This window comes from Paraburkholderia sp., from assembly GCF_035948235.1.
Lineage (GTDB): Bacteria > Pseudomonadota > Gammaproteobacteria > Burkholderiales > Burkholderiaceae > Paraburkholderia.
Genome location: NZ_DASZJJ010000031.1, coordinates 1 through 17273, shown reverse-complemented (window position 1 = coordinate 17273; position 17273 = coordinate 1). Strand labels below are relative to the sequence as shown.

Sequence of the window (17273 nt, the reverse complement as noted above, 5' to 3'; positions counted from 1 at the left end):
TCCGTGACCGGTACGTTCAGCGGTGCGCCTTGCTCCTTCCAGTCGGGAAAGAGTTCGGTGATTGCGCGCGGATCCATGACCGCGCCCGAGAGGATATGCGCCCCGATTTCAGAGCCTTTTTCCAGCACGCACACGCCAATCTCGGCGCCTTTTTCGGCGGCGAGCTGTTTGAGACGGATTGCCGCCGATAGACCAGCCGGCCCGCCGCCGACGATCACGACGTCGTATTCCATCGACTCGCGTGGGCCGTATTGCTCCAAGAGACTTGTGGGGGTCATTAAAGCTCCTCTTGCCATTAGAATGCTTTTTTCGGGTTCGTATTGTCGGGGAACGCTTCCCTTGCCGCAACCCGACAAACCCGCATTAGCACGATCGTTCTATTTTATGTCAGAATGCCCGGCACACACCGCAGACGCATTCCGACGCCCCGTCAGCCTTGAAGAGGAAGCGAAAATGGGCCGTTCGATCAATCTCGAAGGAAAGGTGGCGATGATCACCGGTGCGTCAAGCGGTCTTGGCAAGCGCTTCGCCCAGGTGCTGTCACAGGCGGGCGCGAAGGTCGTGCTGGCGAGCCGGCGCGTCGAACGGCTCAAGGAATTGCGCGCGGAGATCGAAGCCGATGGCGGCGCCGCACATGTGGTATCGCTCGATGTCACGGATTATCAGAGTATCCGCTCGGCGGTCGCGCATGCGGAAACCGAAGCTGGCACCATCGACATCCTCGTCAACAACTCGGGCGTGTCCACCACGCAAAAGCTCGCCGACGTCACGCCCGCCGATTTCGAATACGTCTTTGACACCAACACGCGCGGCGCTTTTTTCGTCGCGCAGGAAGTGGCCAAGCGCATGATCATGCGCGGCAACGGCGGCGGCTCGAAACCCGCTTACCGCATCATCAATATCGCTTCGGTGGCGGGACTGAGCGTATTGCCGCAGATTGGTCTGTACTCGATCAGCAAGGCGGCAGTCGTGCATATGACCAAGGCGATGGCGCTCGAATGGGGGCGCTACGGCATCAACGTCAATGCGATCTGTCCCGGTTATATCGACACCGAACTCAACCATCATCACTGGTCGACCGAGCAGGGGCAGAAGCTGGTTTCGATGCTGCCGCGCCACCGCGTGGGCACGCCTGCCGACCTCGACGGCCTGCTTCTGCTGTTGGCCGCCGACGAATCGGCTTTCATGAACGGCTCGATCATCACCGCCGACGATGGCTTTGGCCTGACCTGAGCCTGAGATTTTTTCAACGCAACCTGAGTAACCCGAAGTCGAAGTGCAATGAGCGATTACCATCCCGTTTTTGAAATGACCATGCCGATCCGTTGGGGCGACATGGATGCGTTCGGCCATGTGAACAACACGGTCTATTTCCGCTACATGGAGCAGGTGCGGATTTCCTGGTTCGAGCAACTGGGCGTGGCCGGCGAAAGCCGCGAGAGCGGTAACGGCCAGGGGCCCGTGATCGTCAACGCGTCGATGGAGTTTCTCAAGCAACTGCACTATCCGGGCGACATCGTCTGCACGATGACGGTGGGGCAGCCGGGCCGCAGCAGCTTCGATACCGGTTTCGAGCTGCGTCGCGTGGACGACCCCGATACGCTTTATGCGCGCGGCAACGCGCGTTGCGTCTGGATCGACTACGAAGCGGGCAAATCGGTGCCGATTCCCGACCACCTGCGTGCGACCATCGAAAACGCGCCGCTCGTCAAGGCGCGCTGATCTTCCTCGCCGGGCGCACCCAGCGCCCGCGTTTCTCTCGCGCTCCTTCGCAATAGCTCACTGGCCGAGCAGCCGTTGCAGCAGTTCGGTGGCGTTGCCCGTGTCGTACTTGCGCATCAGCCGCGCACGGTAGACGTCCACCGTGCGCGAGCTGATGTCCAGAATCCGCCCGATCTGCTTGCTCGTCTTGCCAGTCACCAGTTGCGCCGCGATTTCGCGCTCGCGCGGCGTGAGTTCGACCGCCACGCGTCGCGTCGCGCTCAAATCCTCGAATGTCCACACACCCGCCGCATGCGGCGCCGCGCGATCGAGCGAGCGGCCCGTCACATGGCACCAGAACAGTTCGCCGTTCGCACGCTTCATGATGCGGTCGTCGGCGTAACTGCCTTGCGCCGTCATGATGGGCGGAATGCGCTCGCCGATGCGCTCGAATTCGTCCGCCGACGGATACAGCACCTGAAACGACTGACCGACCAGCGCTTCGCGCGGGCAGCGAAAAATCGCGCAGACCGCTTCGTTGCAGTCCTCGATGATGCGCTCGCGCGCGATCACGAGGCCAATGGGCGCGAGGTGAAAGGCGGTCCGGTAATCGAGCGCGGGGAGTGCTGTAGCGGTGTCGGGCATGGCGGTTGATACGGGTATGGCTTTATGTAGTTTTGCGTATTGTGCCGCAACACCCGCGCAGCGTACGCTTGCCAACCATCGGAGGGACGCGCGGACGGCGCGCCGGATTCACGGCAGCGCCGCCGGGGCATGACTAGAATGGGGCATCCGGGCGTGTTGCGCGCCTGCGTGCCATGCTCAACAAATAGATTGATCGAACAACGCATCGACGTATTTCCATTCGAGGAAGGGACACACTGATGAACAAAGTCTATGGAAGCGCGGCTGCCGCGCTCGAGGGCATCGTCAAGGACGGCCAGACCTTCGCGGTCGGCGGTTTCGGGCTGTGCGGGATTCCGGAGGCGCTGATCGGCGCGCTGCGCGACACGGGTGTGAAGGGCATTACCTGTATCAGCAACAATGCGGGCGTGGACGGTTTCGGCCTTGGCCAGTTGCTGGAAACACGCCAGATCAAGAAGATGATCTCGTCCTACGTGGGCGAAAACAAGGAATTCGAGCGCCAGTATCTGTCGGGCGAACTCGAACTCGAATTCACGCCCCAAGGCACGCTCGCCGAAAAGCTGCGCGCAGGCGGCGCGGGCATTCCGGCGTTTTTCACGAATACGGGCTTCGGCACGCTGATCGCCGAAGGCAAGGAAACGCGCCAGTTCGGCGACAAGCACTACGTGCTGGAACACTCGCTGACGGCCGACGTGGCGCTCGTGAAGGCGTGGAAGGCCGACAAGTCGGGCAATCTGGTCTATCGCCGCACGGCGCGCAACTTCAATCCGATGTGCGCGATGGCGGGCAGGATCACGGTCGTGGAAGTCGAGGAAATCGTCGAAAACGGCGCGCTCGACCCGGACGCGATCCATACGCCGGGTATCTTCGTGCAGCGCATCGTGCTGAATGCGCAGCCGGAAAAACGCATCGAACAACGCACCGTGCGCGCCGCGAGCGCCTAAGAAGGGAGACCGATCATGGCATGGAATCGTGACGAAATGGCCGCGCGCGCGGCGAAGGAACTGCAGGACGGCTTCTACGTGAACCTGGGTATCGGCCTGCCGACGCTCGTGGCCAACCACGTACCGGAAGGCGTGGAAGTATGGCTGCAATCGGAAAACGGCTTGCTGGGCATCGGCCCGTTCCCGACCGAAGACCAGGTGGATGCCGACATGATCAACGCCGGCAAGCAGACGGTGACCACGCTGCCAGGCTCGTCGATTTTCTCGTCGGCGGACTCGTTCGCGATGATTCGTGGCGGCCACATCAACCTCGCGATCCTTGGCGCGATGCAGGTGAGCGAGAAGGGCGACCTGGCCAACTGGATGATCCCCGGCAAGATGATCAAGGGCATGGGCGGCGCGATGGATCTCGTTGCGGGCGTCGGGCGCGTGGTGGTGCTCATGGAGCATGTGGCCAAGGGCGACCAGCACAAGATTCTCGAAGCCTGCACGCTGCCGCTCACGGGCGTGGGCGTGGTGGATCTGATCATCACCGATCTGGGGGTGATCGAGGTGAGCGACGCGGGTCTGAAGGTGACCGAACTCGCGCCGGGCGTCACCGCCGACGAGATCAAGACGAAGACGGGCGCACCGCTCGACGTGAGCGCGGTGAGCTGAGTGCGGTGACGGCATAGTCGCAGCAAGTTGCATGGCAGAGGCGGGCGGAACTTCGGTTTCGCCCGTTTTGTTTTCCGGTTCGATTGCGATGGGATCATTCTGGCGCGTTTGGCTGCGCCTGAAACCTCGGCCCAATGGCATAGGCCGGATGGCCGATGGTGAATGCGCTGTGCCCTTGTCTGGCGCGCTCCGGGCGTGCGCCGGGGCACTCGTCTGTACAGTCCGGGCCTGCCGCGCGCGCCGTTCCCGCCCCGCAAAGCCGTCTACAATGGCCGCACGCCTATGAACGCTTTCAGCGAGGATCACGCAATGACCGTTTCGTCTGCCGTGCCGCTCCAGCCGCGCCAACACTATGTCCAGTGCCTCAGCCCTTCAGGGCTGCATCGCATGGCGTACACCGAATGGGGCGATCCGTCGAATCCCCGCGTGCTCGTCTGCGTGCATGGTCTGACGCGCTCCAGCCGCGACTTCGATCGCCTGGCAATTGCGCTGGCGGATACTTATCGCGTGGTGTGTCCCGACGTGGTCGGGCGCGGCCTGTCGTCGTGGCTCGTCGATCCGCGCGGTTATGGCGTCGCCCAGTACGTTGCGGATATGGTCACCTTGATCGCGCGCACCGGCGCCGAGAAGGTGGACTGGTTCGGCACGTCGATGGGCGGTCTGATCGGCATGGCGCTCGCCGGTCTGCCCGACGCGCCCATCGGCCGCATGTTGCTCAACGATATCGGCCCGCATATCGAGCCGGCGTCGCTCGAGCGCATCGGCGAATACGTGGGCCGCGACGTGAGCTTCGCGACCCTCCAGGAAGGGATCGACAACGCCGCGCTGCTGGCGGCTTCGTTCGGGCCGCTGACGGCCGACGAGTGGCGCGAGATCAATACGCCCTTGCTGCATGAAGTGGATGGGGTCTGGCGCTATCGTTACGACCCGCGTATTTCCGAAGGCTTCAAGGGCGTGACGCCGGAGCAGAACGAGCAGGGCGAACAGTTCCTGTGGCGCTCGCTGGCAGCGTTCAAGGGGCCGGTGCTGGCCGTGCGAGGCGAGCTTTCCGATCTGCTGTCGCGCGAGACCGTGGCGAAAATGGAGACAACGGGCCAGCAGCTTAAGGGCGTCGAAATCGCTGGCGTGGGGCATGCGCCAGCCTTCCTGGCCGCCGACCAGATTGGGATCGCGCGCCGTTTCTTCGCCGGATAACCTGCCGGCGCGTCATAATATTGGATTGTCCGGCGCCTCGGCGCCCTGAAACGGGCGCGCGAGCACGCTTTCAGGCACTTAACTTCAACAGGAAAATTCATGGCAGTCATTCGTCACCACGTCGGCCCGCGTCTTTCGGAAACCGCCATTCACAATGGCACGGTGTATCTGGCCGGCCAGATCGCCGAAGACACGAAGCAGGACATCACTGGCCAGACGCGTGAAGTGCTCGGCCACATCGACCGTCTGCTGGGCGAAGCAAACAGCGACAAGTCGCTGCTGCTGTCCGTGCAGATCTACATCGCCGACATGAAAGACTTCCCGGGCATGAACGCCGAGTGGGACAAGTGGGTGGCGCAGGGCGCTACGCCGCCGCGCGCGACCGTTGAAGCGAAGCTCGCGAATCCGGAATGCCTCGTCGAAATCGTCGTGGTCGCCGCGCAGCGCGATTGAGCTTGACCAGCTTGAGTGGCCGCGCGAATGCGTGCGGCCATGCTGCACACCAGACCATGGTTGGACTGTTTTACCGTAGTTAGCAGCCCGTCCGGCACGCCGGCAGGCGACGTCTCATGAGCAGCGACACCTTACCTCCCGTTCCCGCCGAAGTTTCCTCGTCCGTCGCGCTGCCGTCGCTCGACGACACGCTCGCGTTCGTGCGCGAGCATGCTGGCGACGCGCGCCTGTCGACGGGCGAGCCGCTCGTCGAACATGCGCTGGGCACGGCGTCGATCATGAGCCGCCTGAACGTCGATCCGCCTGCGGTGCTGGCAGCGGCGCTCTTCAACATTGCCCAGCATCTCGACGATCCGGAAGCGACGCTCGAAGCGCGTTTCGGCGCCGAGGTGACGAAGCTTGTTTTCGACGTGCGCAAGTTGCTGCGTCTGGGCACCGTGAGCGCGCGCGCGGCTGCGCAGAACGTGGCGCCCGAAAGCGGGCGCGAAAGCCGCGATGCCCAGGCTGCGCGCCGCGCTCAGGTCGAATCGCTGCGCAAGATGCTGCTCGCGTTCGCGCAGGATATTCGCGTGGTGCTGATTCGCCTCGCTTCGCGCCTGCAGTCGCTGCGCTATTACGCGGCGGCCAAGGTCACGCCCGCGCCCGAGATTGCGCGCGAGACGCTCGACATCTACGCGCCCCTCGCGAACCGCCTGGGCATCTGGCAACTGAAGTGGGAGCTCGAAGATCTTGCGTTCCGCTTCGAGGAGCCGGTTACCTACAAGCGCATCGCGAAGCTGCTCGACGAAAAACGCGTCGAGCGCGAGAGCTATGTCACCGAAGCCATCGCGCGGCTTCAGCACGAACTCGCGGCGGCGCATATCGACGCCGAGGTGAGCGGGCGGCCCAAGCACATCTACAGCATCTGGAAGAAGATGCGCGGCAAGGATATCGACTTTGCCGAGCTGTATGACGTGCGCGCGTTCCGCGTGATCGTGCGCGACATCAAGGATTGCTACACGGTGCTCGGCATCGTGCACAACCTCTGGCAGCCGGTGCCGCGCGAATTCGACGACTATATTTCGCGGCCCAAGCCCAATGGCTATCGCTCGCTGCATACGGTCGTGATGGGTGACGACGGGCGCGCGTTCGAAGTGCAGATCCGTACGCAGGAGATGCATCAGTTTGCGGAATATGGCGTGGCCGCGCACTGGCGCTACAAGGAAGCGGGCGCGAAGGGCTACGCGGGCCAGGTCAGCGCGAGCAGCAGTTATGACGAGAAAATCGCCTGGCTGCGGCAGTTGCTCGCCTGGAAGGACGACGTGGCCGATGGCCGTCAGCCGTGGGAGCAACTGCGCCAGGCAACGCTCGACGACGACCATATCTACGTGCTCACGCCACAGGCGCGCGTGATCGCGCTGCCGCAGGGCGCGACGCCGCTTGATTTTGCGTATCACCTGCATAGCGAGCTGGGTCACCGCTGCCGCGGCGCACGCGTCGATGGCGCGATGGTGCCGCTCAACACGCATCTGCATAACGGCCAGACCGTCGAGATCATTTCGGTGAAAGAGGGCGGCCCGTCGCGCGACTGGCTCAACCCGCAACTCGGCTATCTGCAGAGCCATCGCGCGCGCCAGAAGGTGCGCGCCTGGTTCAACGCCATCGAGGCGCAGGAAAACATCGCTAACGGCCGCGCGATGGTCGAAAAGACCTTGCAGCGCGAGGGGCGTACCTCGGTCAATCTCGACCAGCTCGCGGCCAAGCTCGGCTTCAAGTCGACCGACGAGTTCTTCAGCGTGGTCGGCAAGGAAGAGTTCAGCCTGCGCTATGTCGAACAGGCGCTGAGCGACGCACCCGCGCCCGAGCCCGAGGAAGAAACGCCCGAGCAACTGACCAAGCGTGCGAGCGGATCGAACGTCACGCATGGCGGCTCATCGGGCGTGCTGGTGGTGGGGGTCGATGCGCTGCTGACGCAACTTGCGCGCTGTTGCCGTCCCGCGCCGCCCGATGGTATCTGCGGTTTCGTCACCCGCGGAAAGGGCATGTCGATTCACCGCAGCGATTGCGCCACCTTCCAGCGCATGGCGCGCCGCTCGCCTGAGCGCGTGCTCCAGACAACCTGGTCCGCCGATGTGATGGGCGGGCGTGGCCAGTCGGTTTATCCGGTCGATATCTCGATCGAGGCCACCGACCGTCAGGGCCTGCTGCGCGATATCTCCGAAGTATTCGCGCGCGAGAAGATGAACGTGATCGGCGTGAAGACGCAGACGCGCCGCAATGCGGCCTATATGTTGTTCACGGTCGAGGTGTCGAGTTCGGCCCAGATCCAGCGCGCCTGCGTGCTGCTGGGCGAGGTGGGCGGCGTGCTGCGGGCGTCGCGCAAAGGGTAGCTCAGGCTGCTCTTTTTGCGGCAACGCAAAAAAGCACTTGCCAACTCCATGAAAGTGTCATATAGTCTTGCTTCTTCAGGCTCGTAGCTCAGCTGGTTAGAGCACCACCTTGACATGGTGGGGGTCGTTGGTTCGAGTCCAATCGAGCCTACCAACGAAATCGAAGTTGCGATGTGTGTGTTAGCATCGGGGCTTCATGTGCAGTAAAAGCGCTCTGCGCTCAAGGCGAATACGGTTATGACACCGCGAACGTTGACCGAAACTACTTCGGAGCGACGCTAGTCGAGGACCTCTTTCGCCCTGCAATCTGGTTTGAAAAGTGAATGCGGCCCCTCGAAAGCGGGGCCGCATTTTTTTTCGCCGCGAAATTTTCGCGGGTCGCCGCAGGTGGCTGGCAGTTGGCTGTAAGCGGCGATCTCCCCCGAACACAATACGATGTGCCGCGCGCGGCGCTTCTGGAGAAAAACATGGTTGCGATACGTCTGCCCGACGGTTCGGTTCGACAGTACGATCATCCCGTCACGGTCGCTGAAGTGGCGGCTTCGATTGGCCCCGGTCTCGCCAAGGCGGCGCTCGGCGGCAAGCTCGACGGCGAGCTGGTCGACACGTCGGCGCTGATCGATCGCGACGCGTCGCTTGCCATCGTCACGGAAAAGGACGCCGACGGCCTCGACATCATCCGTCACTCCACGGCGCACTTGCTGGCCTACGCGGTCAAGGAGCTGTATCCGGAAGCGCAGGTCACGATCGGCCCGGTCATCGACAACGGCTTCTACTACGACTTCGCCTACAGCCGTCCCTTCACGCCTGAAGATCTGGAAAAGATCGAAAAGCGCATGCAGGAAATCGCGAAGAAGGACGAGCCGGTTTCGCGCCGCGTCGTTACGCGCGGCGAGGCGGTGGATTACTTCAAGAGCATCGGCGAGAAGTACAAGGCCGAGATCATCGAGTCGATTCCCGGCGACCAGGACATCAAGCTGTACTCGCACGGCGGCTTCACGGATCTGTGCCGTGGCCCGCACGTACCGTCCACGGGCAAGCTCAAGGTCTTCAAGCTGATGAAGGTCGCGGGCGCGTACTGGCGCGGCGATGCGAAGAACGAGCAGCTGCAGCGTATCTACGGCACGGCATGGACGAAGAAAGAAGATCAGGAACTGTATCTTCACAATCTCGAAGAGGCCGAAAAGCGCGACCACCGCAAGCTTGGCAAGCAGCTCGACCTGTTCCACATGCAGGACGAGTCGCCGGGCATGGTGTTCTGGCACCCGAAGGGCTGGACGCTCTGGCAGCAGGTCGAGCAGTACATGCGCGCGCGTCTGCGCGTAGCGGGCTACGACGAAATCAAGACGCCGATGATCATGGACCGCTCGCTGTGGGAAGCGTCGGGTCACTGGCAGAACTATCGTGAAAACATGTTCACGACGGAGTCGGAAAAGCGCGACTACGCCGTCAAGCCGATGAACTGCCCGGGCCACGTCCAGGTGTTCAACCACGGCCTGCGTTCCTACCGCGATCTGCCGCTGCGTTACGCGGAATTCGGTTCGTGCCACCGCAACGAGGCGTCGGGCGCGCTGCACGGCCTGATGCGCGTGCGCGGCTTCGTCCAGGACGATGCGCATATCTTCTGTACGGAAGACCAGATCATCGCCGAGTCGATCGCCTTCAATACACTGGCGATGAGCATCTACAAGGACTTCGGCTTCGAGCACATCGACATCAAGCTGTCGCTGCGCCCGGATTCGCGCGCTGGCACGGATGAAACGTGGGATCGCGCCGAACAGGGTCTGCGCGACGCGCTGACGGCCTGTGCTCTGGAGTGGGAAGAGCTGCCGGGTGAGGGCGCGTTCTACGGTCCGAAGGTCGAGTACCACATCAAGGATGCGCTCGGCCGTTCGTGGCAGTGCGGCACGCTGCAGCTCGACATGGTCCTGCCGGAGCGCCTTGGCGCCGAGTACGTGGCGGAAGACAACAGCCGCCGCCGCCCGATCATGTTGCACCGTGCAATCCTCGGTTCGATGGAGCGTTTCCTCGGTATTCTGATCGAGCACCATGCTGGTGCAATGCCGTCCTGGCTGGCTCCAGTGCAGGTCGTTGTGATGAATATTGCAGAGAGTCAGGCCGAATACGCGGCTAATCTGGCCCAATCGTTGCAAAAACAAGGGGTTAGAGTGCAGGCCGATTTGCGCAACGAGAAAATTAGCTATAAAATACGCGAGCACACGCTTGAGAAGGTCCCGTACCTGCTGGTTGTCGGTGACAAAGAGCGTGAAGCACAAACGGTAGCCGTGCGTGCCCGTGGCGGTGTCGATCTGGGTGTGATGCCCGTCGACGCCTTTGCTGAGCGTCTGGCGCAGGACGTCAGTTCGTTCAAGTAAGCCACCTGGCAGCGCGGCTCGTTTTTTTAATTTTTAGAGGAAACGTAACATCGCTACGGATAAGTCGCACCGCATCAACGGTGAAATCACTGCACCCGAGGTGCGTCTCGTCGGAATCGAGAACGAGCCGCTCGGTATCGTGAAGCTGGCTGACGCGTTCCGCATGTCGGAGCAGCAAGACGTCGATCTGGTTGAAATTGCCCCCCAGGCTGTGCCGCCCGTGTGCCGCCTGATGGACTACGGCAAGTTCAAGTACCAGGAATCGAAGAAGCAGCACGAGGCCAAGCTCAAGCAAAAGGTCATCCAGGTCAAGGAAGTCAAGTTCCGCCCGGGTACCGACGACGGCGATTACAACGTCAAGCTGCGCAACCTCATCCGATTCCTCGATGAAGGCGACAAGACGAAGATCACGTTGCGTTTCCGCGGCCGCGAAATGGCCCACCAGGAAATCGGCATGCGTATGCTCGAGCGCCTGCGTACCGACCTCGAAGAAGTCGGTCAGGTTGAGCAGATGCCCAAGATGGAAGGGCGCCAGATGATCATGGTGCTCTCGCCGAAGAAGAAGAAGTGATGCGGCGCGCGGCGCAGTGGGTGTTCCCACTGCACCGTGCGACGTTTCAGGCAGTTCTCAGTGTCTCGTATGCCTGATGGCAAGCGCAGACATGCAGCAGGTTCCGGAAATGGCGCCCGCGCGCTGCACGCAAGTGCGGCAGGTGGGCGCTTTTCCTGAAAGCGGCGGCCGGTTCGACTTTTTAGAGTTGGCTGTCTGCAAAACAAGTGGAGTGGGTTTCGAAGGGCGGTATGAGGGCAAAAGCGCAAGGTGCAAACCGCGCGTGGGAGCCAGCCGCACACCCATGTCCATCAAATAAATGGAGTTTTTCATGCCCAAGATGAAGACCAAGAAGAGCGCCGCAAAGCGCTTCGTGGTTCGTCCGGGTGGTACCGTCAAGCGCGGTCAAGCCTTCAAGCGTCACATTCTGACCAAGAAGACCACCAAGAATAAGCGTCACCTGCGTGGTGCAACGGCCGTTCATGATTCCGATCTGAAGTCCGTTCGCGCAATGCTGCCGTTCGCGTAATCCTCAACCGACAACTCATAGGAGCAACTAATGCCTCGAGTCAAACGTGGGGTTACCGCACGGGCCCGCCACAAGAAGATCATCAACCTGGCCAAGGGTTACCGCGGCCGTCGCAATAACGTCTATCGCATCGCCAAGCAGGCGGTCATGCGCGCAGGCCAGTACGCCTATCGCGATCGCCGCAACAAGAAGCGTGTGTTCCGCGCACTGTGGATCACGCGTATCAATGCAGCGGTGCGTCAGCACGACATGACCTACAGCGTGTTCATCAACGGCCTGAAGAAGGCTTCGATCGAACTCGACCGTAAGGTTCTGGCTGACATGGCTGTGTTCGACAAGGCTGCATTTGCTGCGATCGTCAAGCAAGTGAAAGCCGCCGTCGCTGCCTGATTTGGGTAACTAAGTCAGGTATTGCGCAGGTTGGTTGCAGCAGACATTCCGGTTGTTTCGGTGATGCTGCAACAAAAACGGGGCTCCTCACCGAGCCCCGTTTTTGTTGGTGAAGCGCTTCCTGCGCGCTTTATGTTTTACGCGCCGCCTGATGCGGCTCGTTGCGCCGCCTCATGCAGTGCCACCATGCCGTCGTGATCGCGAGTCACACTCGTACATGGCAGCGTGCAATGCACCGCTCAAGTCTCAAACACTGACGCTGAAAAGATGGGATCAATGGATCTGGACCAGATTGTCGCCGACGCGCAAACCGCCTTCGCTTCCGCACCCGACGTCAACACGCTTGAAAACGAGAAGGCTCGTTTTCTGGGCAAGTCGGGCGCGCTGACCGAAATGCTCAAGGGTCTTGGCAAGCTCGACCCGGAAACGCGCAAGACCGAAGGTGCGCGCATCAACGCCGTCAAGCAGCAGGTGGAAGCCGCGCTCAACGCGCGCCGCCAGGCGCTTGCCGATGCGCTCCTGAACCAGCGTCTCGCTGCCGAGGCGATCGATGTCACGCTGCCGGGCCGCGGCACGGGCACGGGCAGCCTGCATCCGGTGATGCAGACGTGGGAACGCGTCGAGCAGATCTTCGGCTCGATCGGCTTCGACGTGGCCGACGGTCCCGAGATCGAAACCGACTGGTTCAACTTCACCTCGCTGAACAGCCCGGAAAACCATCCGGCGCGCTCGATGCAGGACACGTTCTACGTGGACGGCAAGGACGCCGATGGCCGTCAGCTGCTGCTGCGCACGCACACGAGCCCGATGCAGGTGCGCTACGCGCGCACGCACACGCCGCCGATCAAGGTGATCGTGCCGGGCCGCACGTATCGCGTGGACAGCGACGCCACGCACTCGCCGATGTTCAATCAGGTCGAAGGCCTGTGGATCGAAGAGAACATCAGCTTCGCGGACCTTAAGGGCGTCTACAGCGACTTCTTGAAGAAGTTCTTCGAGCGCGACGACATTCAGGTGCGTTTCCGTCCGTCGTACTTCCCGTTCACGGAACCGTCGGCCGAAATCGACATGATGTTCGAGCATGGCAAGAACGCGGGCAAGTGGCTCGAGATCTCGGGCTCGGGGCAGGTGCATCCGACCGTGATCCGCAACATGGGTCTGGACCCGGAGCGCTATATCGGCTTTGCGTTCGGCAGCGGCCTTGAACGCCTGACGATGCTGCGCTACGGCGTGCAGGACTTGCGCCTGTTCTTCGAAGGCGATCTGCGCTTCCTGCGCCAGTTCGCCTAAGTCGAGGCAACGTCGAATTTTCGTCGACGCGACACAGTCGCCTGCAGGGCGCGAGGCGGACGCAGCACCAACGAAGGTGCGCGGCAACCCGCTTCGCGACGGTCACAATCTGTCTGGAACGTAAAACCAAATGCTATTCCCCGAATCCTGGCTGAGAAGCTTTGTCGATCCGAAGCTCACGACCGATGAGCTGGCCCACGCGCTCACCATGGCCGGCCTCGAAGTCGAAGGCCTGAGCCCGGCGGCGCCTCCCACCACGAAGATCGTCGTTGGCCGCGTGCTCGAAGTCGTCAAGCACCCGGACGCGGACAAGCTCAACGTCTGTCAGGTCGATGCCGGCACGGGCGCAACGCTGCAGATCGTCTGCGGCGCGCCCAACGTCGCGCCCGGCATCAAGGTGCCGGTGGCGCTGGTCGGCGCGGAACTGCCGCCTGCGGAAGAGGGCGGCAAGCCCTTCGCGATCAAGCTCTCGAAGCTGCGTGGCGTGGAAAGCCAGGGCATGCTGTGCTCGGCACGCGAACTCAAGCTCTCGGAAGACCACAGCGGCCTGATGATCCTCGCGGAAGATACGCCGATCGGCCAGGACATCCGCGAAGCGCTGAACCTCGACGACACCATCTTCGAAATCAAGCTCACGCCGAACAAGGCCGATTGCCTTTCGGTCTATGGCGTCGCGCGCGAAACCGCCGCGATCACCGGCGCGCCGCTGCAGGCGCCCGTGTTCCCGAAGGTCGAAGTCAAGCTCAACGAAACGTTGCCCGTGAAGATCTCGGCGCCGGACCTGTGCGGCCGCTTCTCGGGCCGCGTGATCCGCGGCGTGAACGCGCACGCAAAGACGCCGGCGTGGATGGTCGAGCGCCTCGAGCGTTCGGGCCAGCGCAGCATCTCGGCACTGGTCGACATCTCGAACTACGTGATGCTCGAACTGGGTCGCCCGTCGCACGTGTTCGATCTCGACAAGATCCACGGTTCGATGGACGTGCGTTGGGGCAAGCAGGGCGAACAGCTCAAGCTGCTCAACGGCAATACCGTCGAAGTCGATGAAACCGTGGGCGTGATCGCCGACGAACGCGAGATCGAAAGCCTCGCGGGCATCATGGGCGGCGATAGTACGTCCGTCACGCTCGACACGAAAAACATCTATCTGGAAGCCGCTTTCTGGTGGCCGGATGCGATCCGTGGCCGCTCGCGCCGCTACAACTTCTCGACCGATGCAGGCCATCGCTTCGAGCGCGGCGTGGACTGGTCGACGACCGTCGAGCACATCGAGCGCATCACGCAACTGATCCTCGACATCTGCGGCGGCGAAGCCGGCCCGATCGACGATCAGACCGTCAACGTGCCGCAACGCACGCCGGTGAAGATGCGCGTCGCGCGCGCGAACCGCATCATCGGCGTGAAGATTGGCGCCGATGAGATCGCGCAGATTTTCACGCGCCTGGGTCTCACGTTCGAGCGTAGCGTCGATGCTGCGGGCGAAGAGAGCTTCAGCGTCACGCCGCCGCCGTTCCGCTTCGACATCGAGATCGAAGAAGACCTGATCGAAGAAGTCGCGCGTATCTACGGCGTCGAAAAGATTCCGGCGCTGCCGCCGGTGGCGCGCAGCGAAATGCGCGCGACCAACGAAACGCGCCGCTCGATCCACACGATCCGTCACGCGCTCGCCGCGCGCGACTACGCCGAGACGATCAACTTCAGCTTCGTCGACGCCGAGTGGGAACTCGACTTCGCGGGCAACGCCAATCCGGTCAAGCTGCTCAACCCGATCGCGAGCCAGCTTTCGGTGATGCGCACCACGCTCATCGGCAGCCTCATCAACGTGCTGCGCCACAACCTGAATCGCCGCGCGGACCGCGTGCGCGTGTTCGAAGCGGGCCGCGTTTTCCTGCACGATCCGTCGATCAAGGCGGGTGAGATGACGGTGGAAGGCTTTGCGCAACCGAAGATGATCGGCGCGCTCGCGTATGGTCCCGCGCTCGAAGAGCAGTGGGGCGCGCAAACGCGCGGCGTGGATTACTTCGACGTGAAGGGCGATCTCGAAGCGCTGTTCGCAGGTCTGGGCGCGGCGAAGACGCCGCGTTTCGTGAAGGCCGAACACCCGGCGCTGCATCCGGGACGCAGCGCGCGCGTGGAAGTCGATGGCCGCGCAGTGGGCTGGATCGGCGAGCTGCATCCGCGCTGGATGCAAAAGTACGACCTGCCGCACGCACCGATCGTGTTCGAAGTGGAAGCGGACGCGCTGATGGCGCGCGAGCTGCCTACGCCTTCGGACGTGTCGAAATTCCCGCCGGTGCGACGTGATATCGCCGTGGTGGTCGATCAGAAGATCGAAGTCCAGGCACTGCTCGACGAGCTTCACAAGGGCATCCAGGAAGAACCTGCACGGATTGTGCAGAGGGTTGCGTTGTTCGATGAATTTCGTGCAAAATCAAATACTTCCGGACTTGGCGCGGACGAGAAAAGCCTTGCCTTCCGGGTGACCCTGCAAGATACTGGCGGCACCCTTCAGGACGAAACGGTCGATGCGGCCATCAAGTCCCTGGTGGATCGCCTGGCTCGAGTGTTTGGCGCCCGGTTGCGCGGATAAGCCTCCCGGCTTTCACGTACCGACATTGGCTTCCGGTTTGTGCAGTGCAGACTGCAGTGCTGCAAACCGGAAGCGCGCCATTTCATAGATAGATGAACGAAATGAACTCGAGTGATTTCGAAGCCCTACTCGCGGCACAGCGTAGCGCCATGATTCGCGATATCCCTGCCTCGTCGGCAAGCGCCGCGAACGACACGCCCACGCTGACCAAAGCCGAACTCGCGGAACTGCTGTTCGACAATGTCGGACTCAACAAGCGCGAAGCCAAGGACATGGTCGAAGCGTTCTTCGAAGTGATTCGCGACGCGCTTGAAAGCGGTGACAGCGTGAAGCTCTCGGGCTTTGGCAATTTCCAGTTGCGCGACAAGCCGCAACGTCCGGGCCGCAACCCGAAGACCGGCGAAGCGATTCCTATTGCCGCGCGCCGTGTGGTGACGTTCCACGCGAGCCAGAAGCTCAAGGCGCTGGTGGAAAGCGGCGCTGAAGCCAGCTTCCCGCGTTAATCAACGAAGACGCGGCAACGAACACGCGACAACAAAGACGCGATCGATCAGGCATCATGGCGCGGGACGACCCGCGCGCGCCCGCACGGGTGATATGCAGCGGGCGTGACTGGCAACAACGGACTCTGGCGGCGACGCCACTTTGCGCAACCACCACGACGGCATCCCGGCGATGACATCGACAATCGAAAAGGTCGTCTTGCCTCCGATACCCGCCAAGCGCTACTTCACGATCGGTGAGGTGAGCGAGCTGTGCGGAGTAAAGCCCCATGTGCTGCGATATTGGGAGCAGGAGTTCACGCAGTTGAAGCCGGTCAAGCGCCGCGGCAACCGGCGCTACTACCAGCATCATGAAGTCCTGCTGATCCGGCGCATTCGTGAATTGCTCTACGAACAGGGCTTCACGATCAACGGCGCACGCAACCGGCTCGACTCGCATGGTGCGGTGGTGGAAGAGGGCGCGCCAGGCGAACAGGAAGATGCGCCGGTGAGCGAAGGCAACATGGCGAGCGTCGATGTCGACCAGTTGCGCAAGGAGTTGCTTCACGTGCTCGATCTGCTTGGGCGCTGAGTGTTGTTTGTGTATCGCTTGCGTGTAGCTTGTGTTCGCAGGCGTTGAGCGCGTCGCAAAGAATCTTTCCGACGAATTGCATTTCAGGCATTCAAATCGGCAAAAGGGTCTGTTATACTTTCTAGCTCTCGGGGCGTAGCGCAGCCTGGTAGCGTACCTGCATGGGGTGCAGGTGGTCGGAGGTTCAAATCCTCTCGCCCCGACCAGGAAAATCAACGGGTTACAGATGAAAGTCTGTAACCCGTTTTCCATTTCTGGCTTCCGTTACCGTCTGGTTACCGGATCGTCGTCAATTCGTGGGATCATCCGCGACATCGCCCTGCTCTGTTGGCTGGACTCGGCCATGAAGCGCCGCTCGCCGGGCGGTGATGAATTGTTGATGTTCACGCAGAACTGACCCACTAGAGCCGCAGATTTTCATCGAAATTTGACCCACGTGATTGAATGCCCTGCTCAATCTTTGAGCAGGGGATACAAAGGTGATCACGGTGGGCATATTGGCCAAGATCAGGCGG

18 protein-coding genes and 2 tRNA genes are annotated in these 17273 nt (G+C 61.9%); 17 read left to right on the top strand and 3 right to left on the bottom strand.

All coding sequences use genetic code 11. The annotated features are described in order from the left end of the window. Positions 1 to 278 (bottom strand): NAD(P)/FAD-dependent oxidoreductase (locus VG320_RS01895; protein ID WP_327198481.1); only part of this gene is annotated, 278 nt, incomplete at its 3' end. 175 nt (positions 279 to 453) lie between these two features. Here VG320_RS01895 and VG320_RS01890 point away from each other — a divergent pair. Both VG320_RS01890 and VG320_RS01885 read left to right on the top strand, forming a co-directional pair. Continuing rightward, complete coding sequence (locus VG320_RS01890) at positions 454 to 1233, top strand: SDR family oxidoreductase (RefSeq protein WP_327198480.1); 780 nt, start codon at positions 454 to 456, stop codon at positions 1231 to 1233. 48 nt (positions 1234 to 1281) lie between these two features. Beyond that, positions 1282 to 1722 carry a thioesterase family protein gene (locus VG320_RS01885; protein WP_327198479.1) on the top strand — a complete coding sequence of 147 codons (441 nt, stop codon included), beginning with the start codon at positions 1282 to 1284 and terminating at the stop codon, positions 1720 to 1722. 57 nt (positions 1723 to 1779) lie between these two features. On the opposite strand, the gene VG320_RS01880 is transcribed toward VG320_RS01885, so the two are convergent. After that, a complete protein-coding gene (locus VG320_RS01880) occupies positions 1780 to 2346 on the bottom strand; it encodes a LuxR C-terminal-related transcriptional regulator (RefSeq protein WP_327198478.1) in 567 nt (188 codons plus the stop codon). Positions 2347 to 2585: 239 nt separating this feature from the next. Between VG320_RS01880 and VG320_RS01875 the strand changes: the two genes are divergently transcribed. From VG320_RS01875 to VG320_RS01805, 15 genes are all read left to right on the top strand, one after another. Further along, positions 2586 to 3290, top strand: coding sequence for a CoA transferase subunit A (locus tag VG320_RS01875; protein ID WP_327198477.1), 705 nt, complete (start codon positions 2586 to 2588; stop codon positions 3288 to 3290). A gap of 15 nt (positions 3291 to 3305) precedes the next feature. After that, a complete protein-coding gene (locus tag VG320_RS01870) occupies positions 3306 to 3947 on the top strand; it encodes a CoA transferase subunit B (protein ID WP_027815079.1) in 642 nt (213 codons plus the stop codon). 309 nt (positions 3948 to 4256) lie between these two features. Further along, positions 4257 to 5141, top strand: coding sequence for an alpha/beta hydrolase (locus VG320_RS01865; RefSeq protein WP_327198476.1), 885 nt, complete (start codon positions 4257 to 4259; stop codon positions 5139 to 5141). Between the two features lie 99 nt (positions 5142 to 5240). Then, positions 5241 to 5594, top strand: a complete 354-nt coding sequence (locus VG320_RS01860) for a RidA family protein (protein ID WP_327198475.1) — start codon at positions 5241 to 5243, stop codon at positions 5592 to 5594. 116 nt (positions 5595 to 5710) lie between these two features. Continuing rightward, positions 5711 to 7963 carry a bifunctional (p)ppGpp synthetase/guanosine-3',5'-bis(diphosphate) 3'-pyrophosphohydrolase gene (locus VG320_RS01855; RefSeq protein WP_327198474.1) on the top strand — a complete coding sequence of 751 codons (2253 nt, stop codon included), beginning with the start codon at positions 5711 to 5713 and terminating at the stop codon, positions 7961 to 7963. A 77-nt stretch (positions 7964 to 8040) separates the two neighbouring features. After that, positions 8041 to 8117, top strand: a tRNA-Val gene (locus VG320_RS01850). Positions 8118 to 8430: 313 nt separating this feature from the next. Beyond that, entirely contained in the window at positions 8431 to 10338 is a 1908-nt protein-coding gene (thrS, locus tag VG320_RS01845) for a threonine--tRNA ligase (RefSeq protein WP_327198473.1), read from the top strand. Between the two features lie 49 nt (positions 10339 to 10387). After that, positions 10388 to 10909, top strand: coding sequence for a translation initiation factor IF-3 (infC, locus tag VG320_RS01840; protein ID WP_084068824.1), 522 nt, complete (start codon positions 10388 to 10390; stop codon positions 10907 to 10909). Between the two features lie 310 nt (positions 10910 to 11219). Continuing rightward, positions 11220 to 11417: a 50S ribosomal protein L35 gene (gene rpmI / locus VG320_RS01835; protein WP_027793434.1), complete on the top strand. Its 198-nt coding sequence runs from the start codon at positions 11220 to 11222 to the stop codon at positions 11415 to 11417. Positions 11418 to 11447: 30 nt separating this feature from the next. Continuing rightward, positions 11448 to 11807: a 50S ribosomal protein L20 gene (gene rplT / locus VG320_RS01830; protein WP_004192938.1), complete on the top strand. Its 360-nt coding sequence runs from the start codon at positions 11448 to 11450 to the stop codon at positions 11805 to 11807. A 276-nt stretch (positions 11808 to 12083) separates the two neighbouring features. Next, a complete protein-coding gene (gene pheS, locus VG320_RS01825; RefSeq protein ID WP_327198472.1) occupies positions 12084 to 13097 on the top strand; it encodes a phenylalanine--tRNA ligase subunit alpha in 1014 nt (337 codons plus the stop codon). A gap of 130 nt (positions 13098 to 13227) precedes the next feature. Beyond that, positions 13228 to 15684 (top strand): phenylalanine--tRNA ligase subunit beta, encoded by a 2457-nt coding sequence (gene pheT, locus VG320_RS01820; protein ID WP_327198471.1) that lies wholly within the window; start codon positions 13228 to 13230, stop codon positions 15682 to 15684. 92 nt (positions 15685 to 15776) lie between these two features. Further along, entirely contained in the window at positions 15777 to 16187 is a 411-nt protein-coding gene (locus VG320_RS01815; RefSeq protein WP_103704082.1) for an integration host factor subunit alpha, read from the top strand. A 172-nt stretch (positions 16188 to 16359) separates the two neighbouring features. Beyond that, entirely contained in the window at positions 16360 to 16758 is a 399-nt protein-coding gene (locus VG320_RS01810; protein ID WP_327198470.1) for a MerR family transcriptional regulator, read from the top strand. A 129-nt stretch (positions 16759 to 16887) separates the two neighbouring features. After that, positions 16888 to 16964: transfer RNA gene (locus tag VG320_RS01805), tRNA-Pro, on the top strand. Positions 16965 to 17047: 83 nt separating this feature from the next. Here VG320_RS01805 and VG320_RS01800 read toward each other — a convergent pair. Next, the coding region (locus VG320_RS01800) for a hypothetical protein (RefSeq protein ID WP_327198469.1) at positions 17048 to 17273 on the bottom strand (226 nt) is incomplete at its 5' end.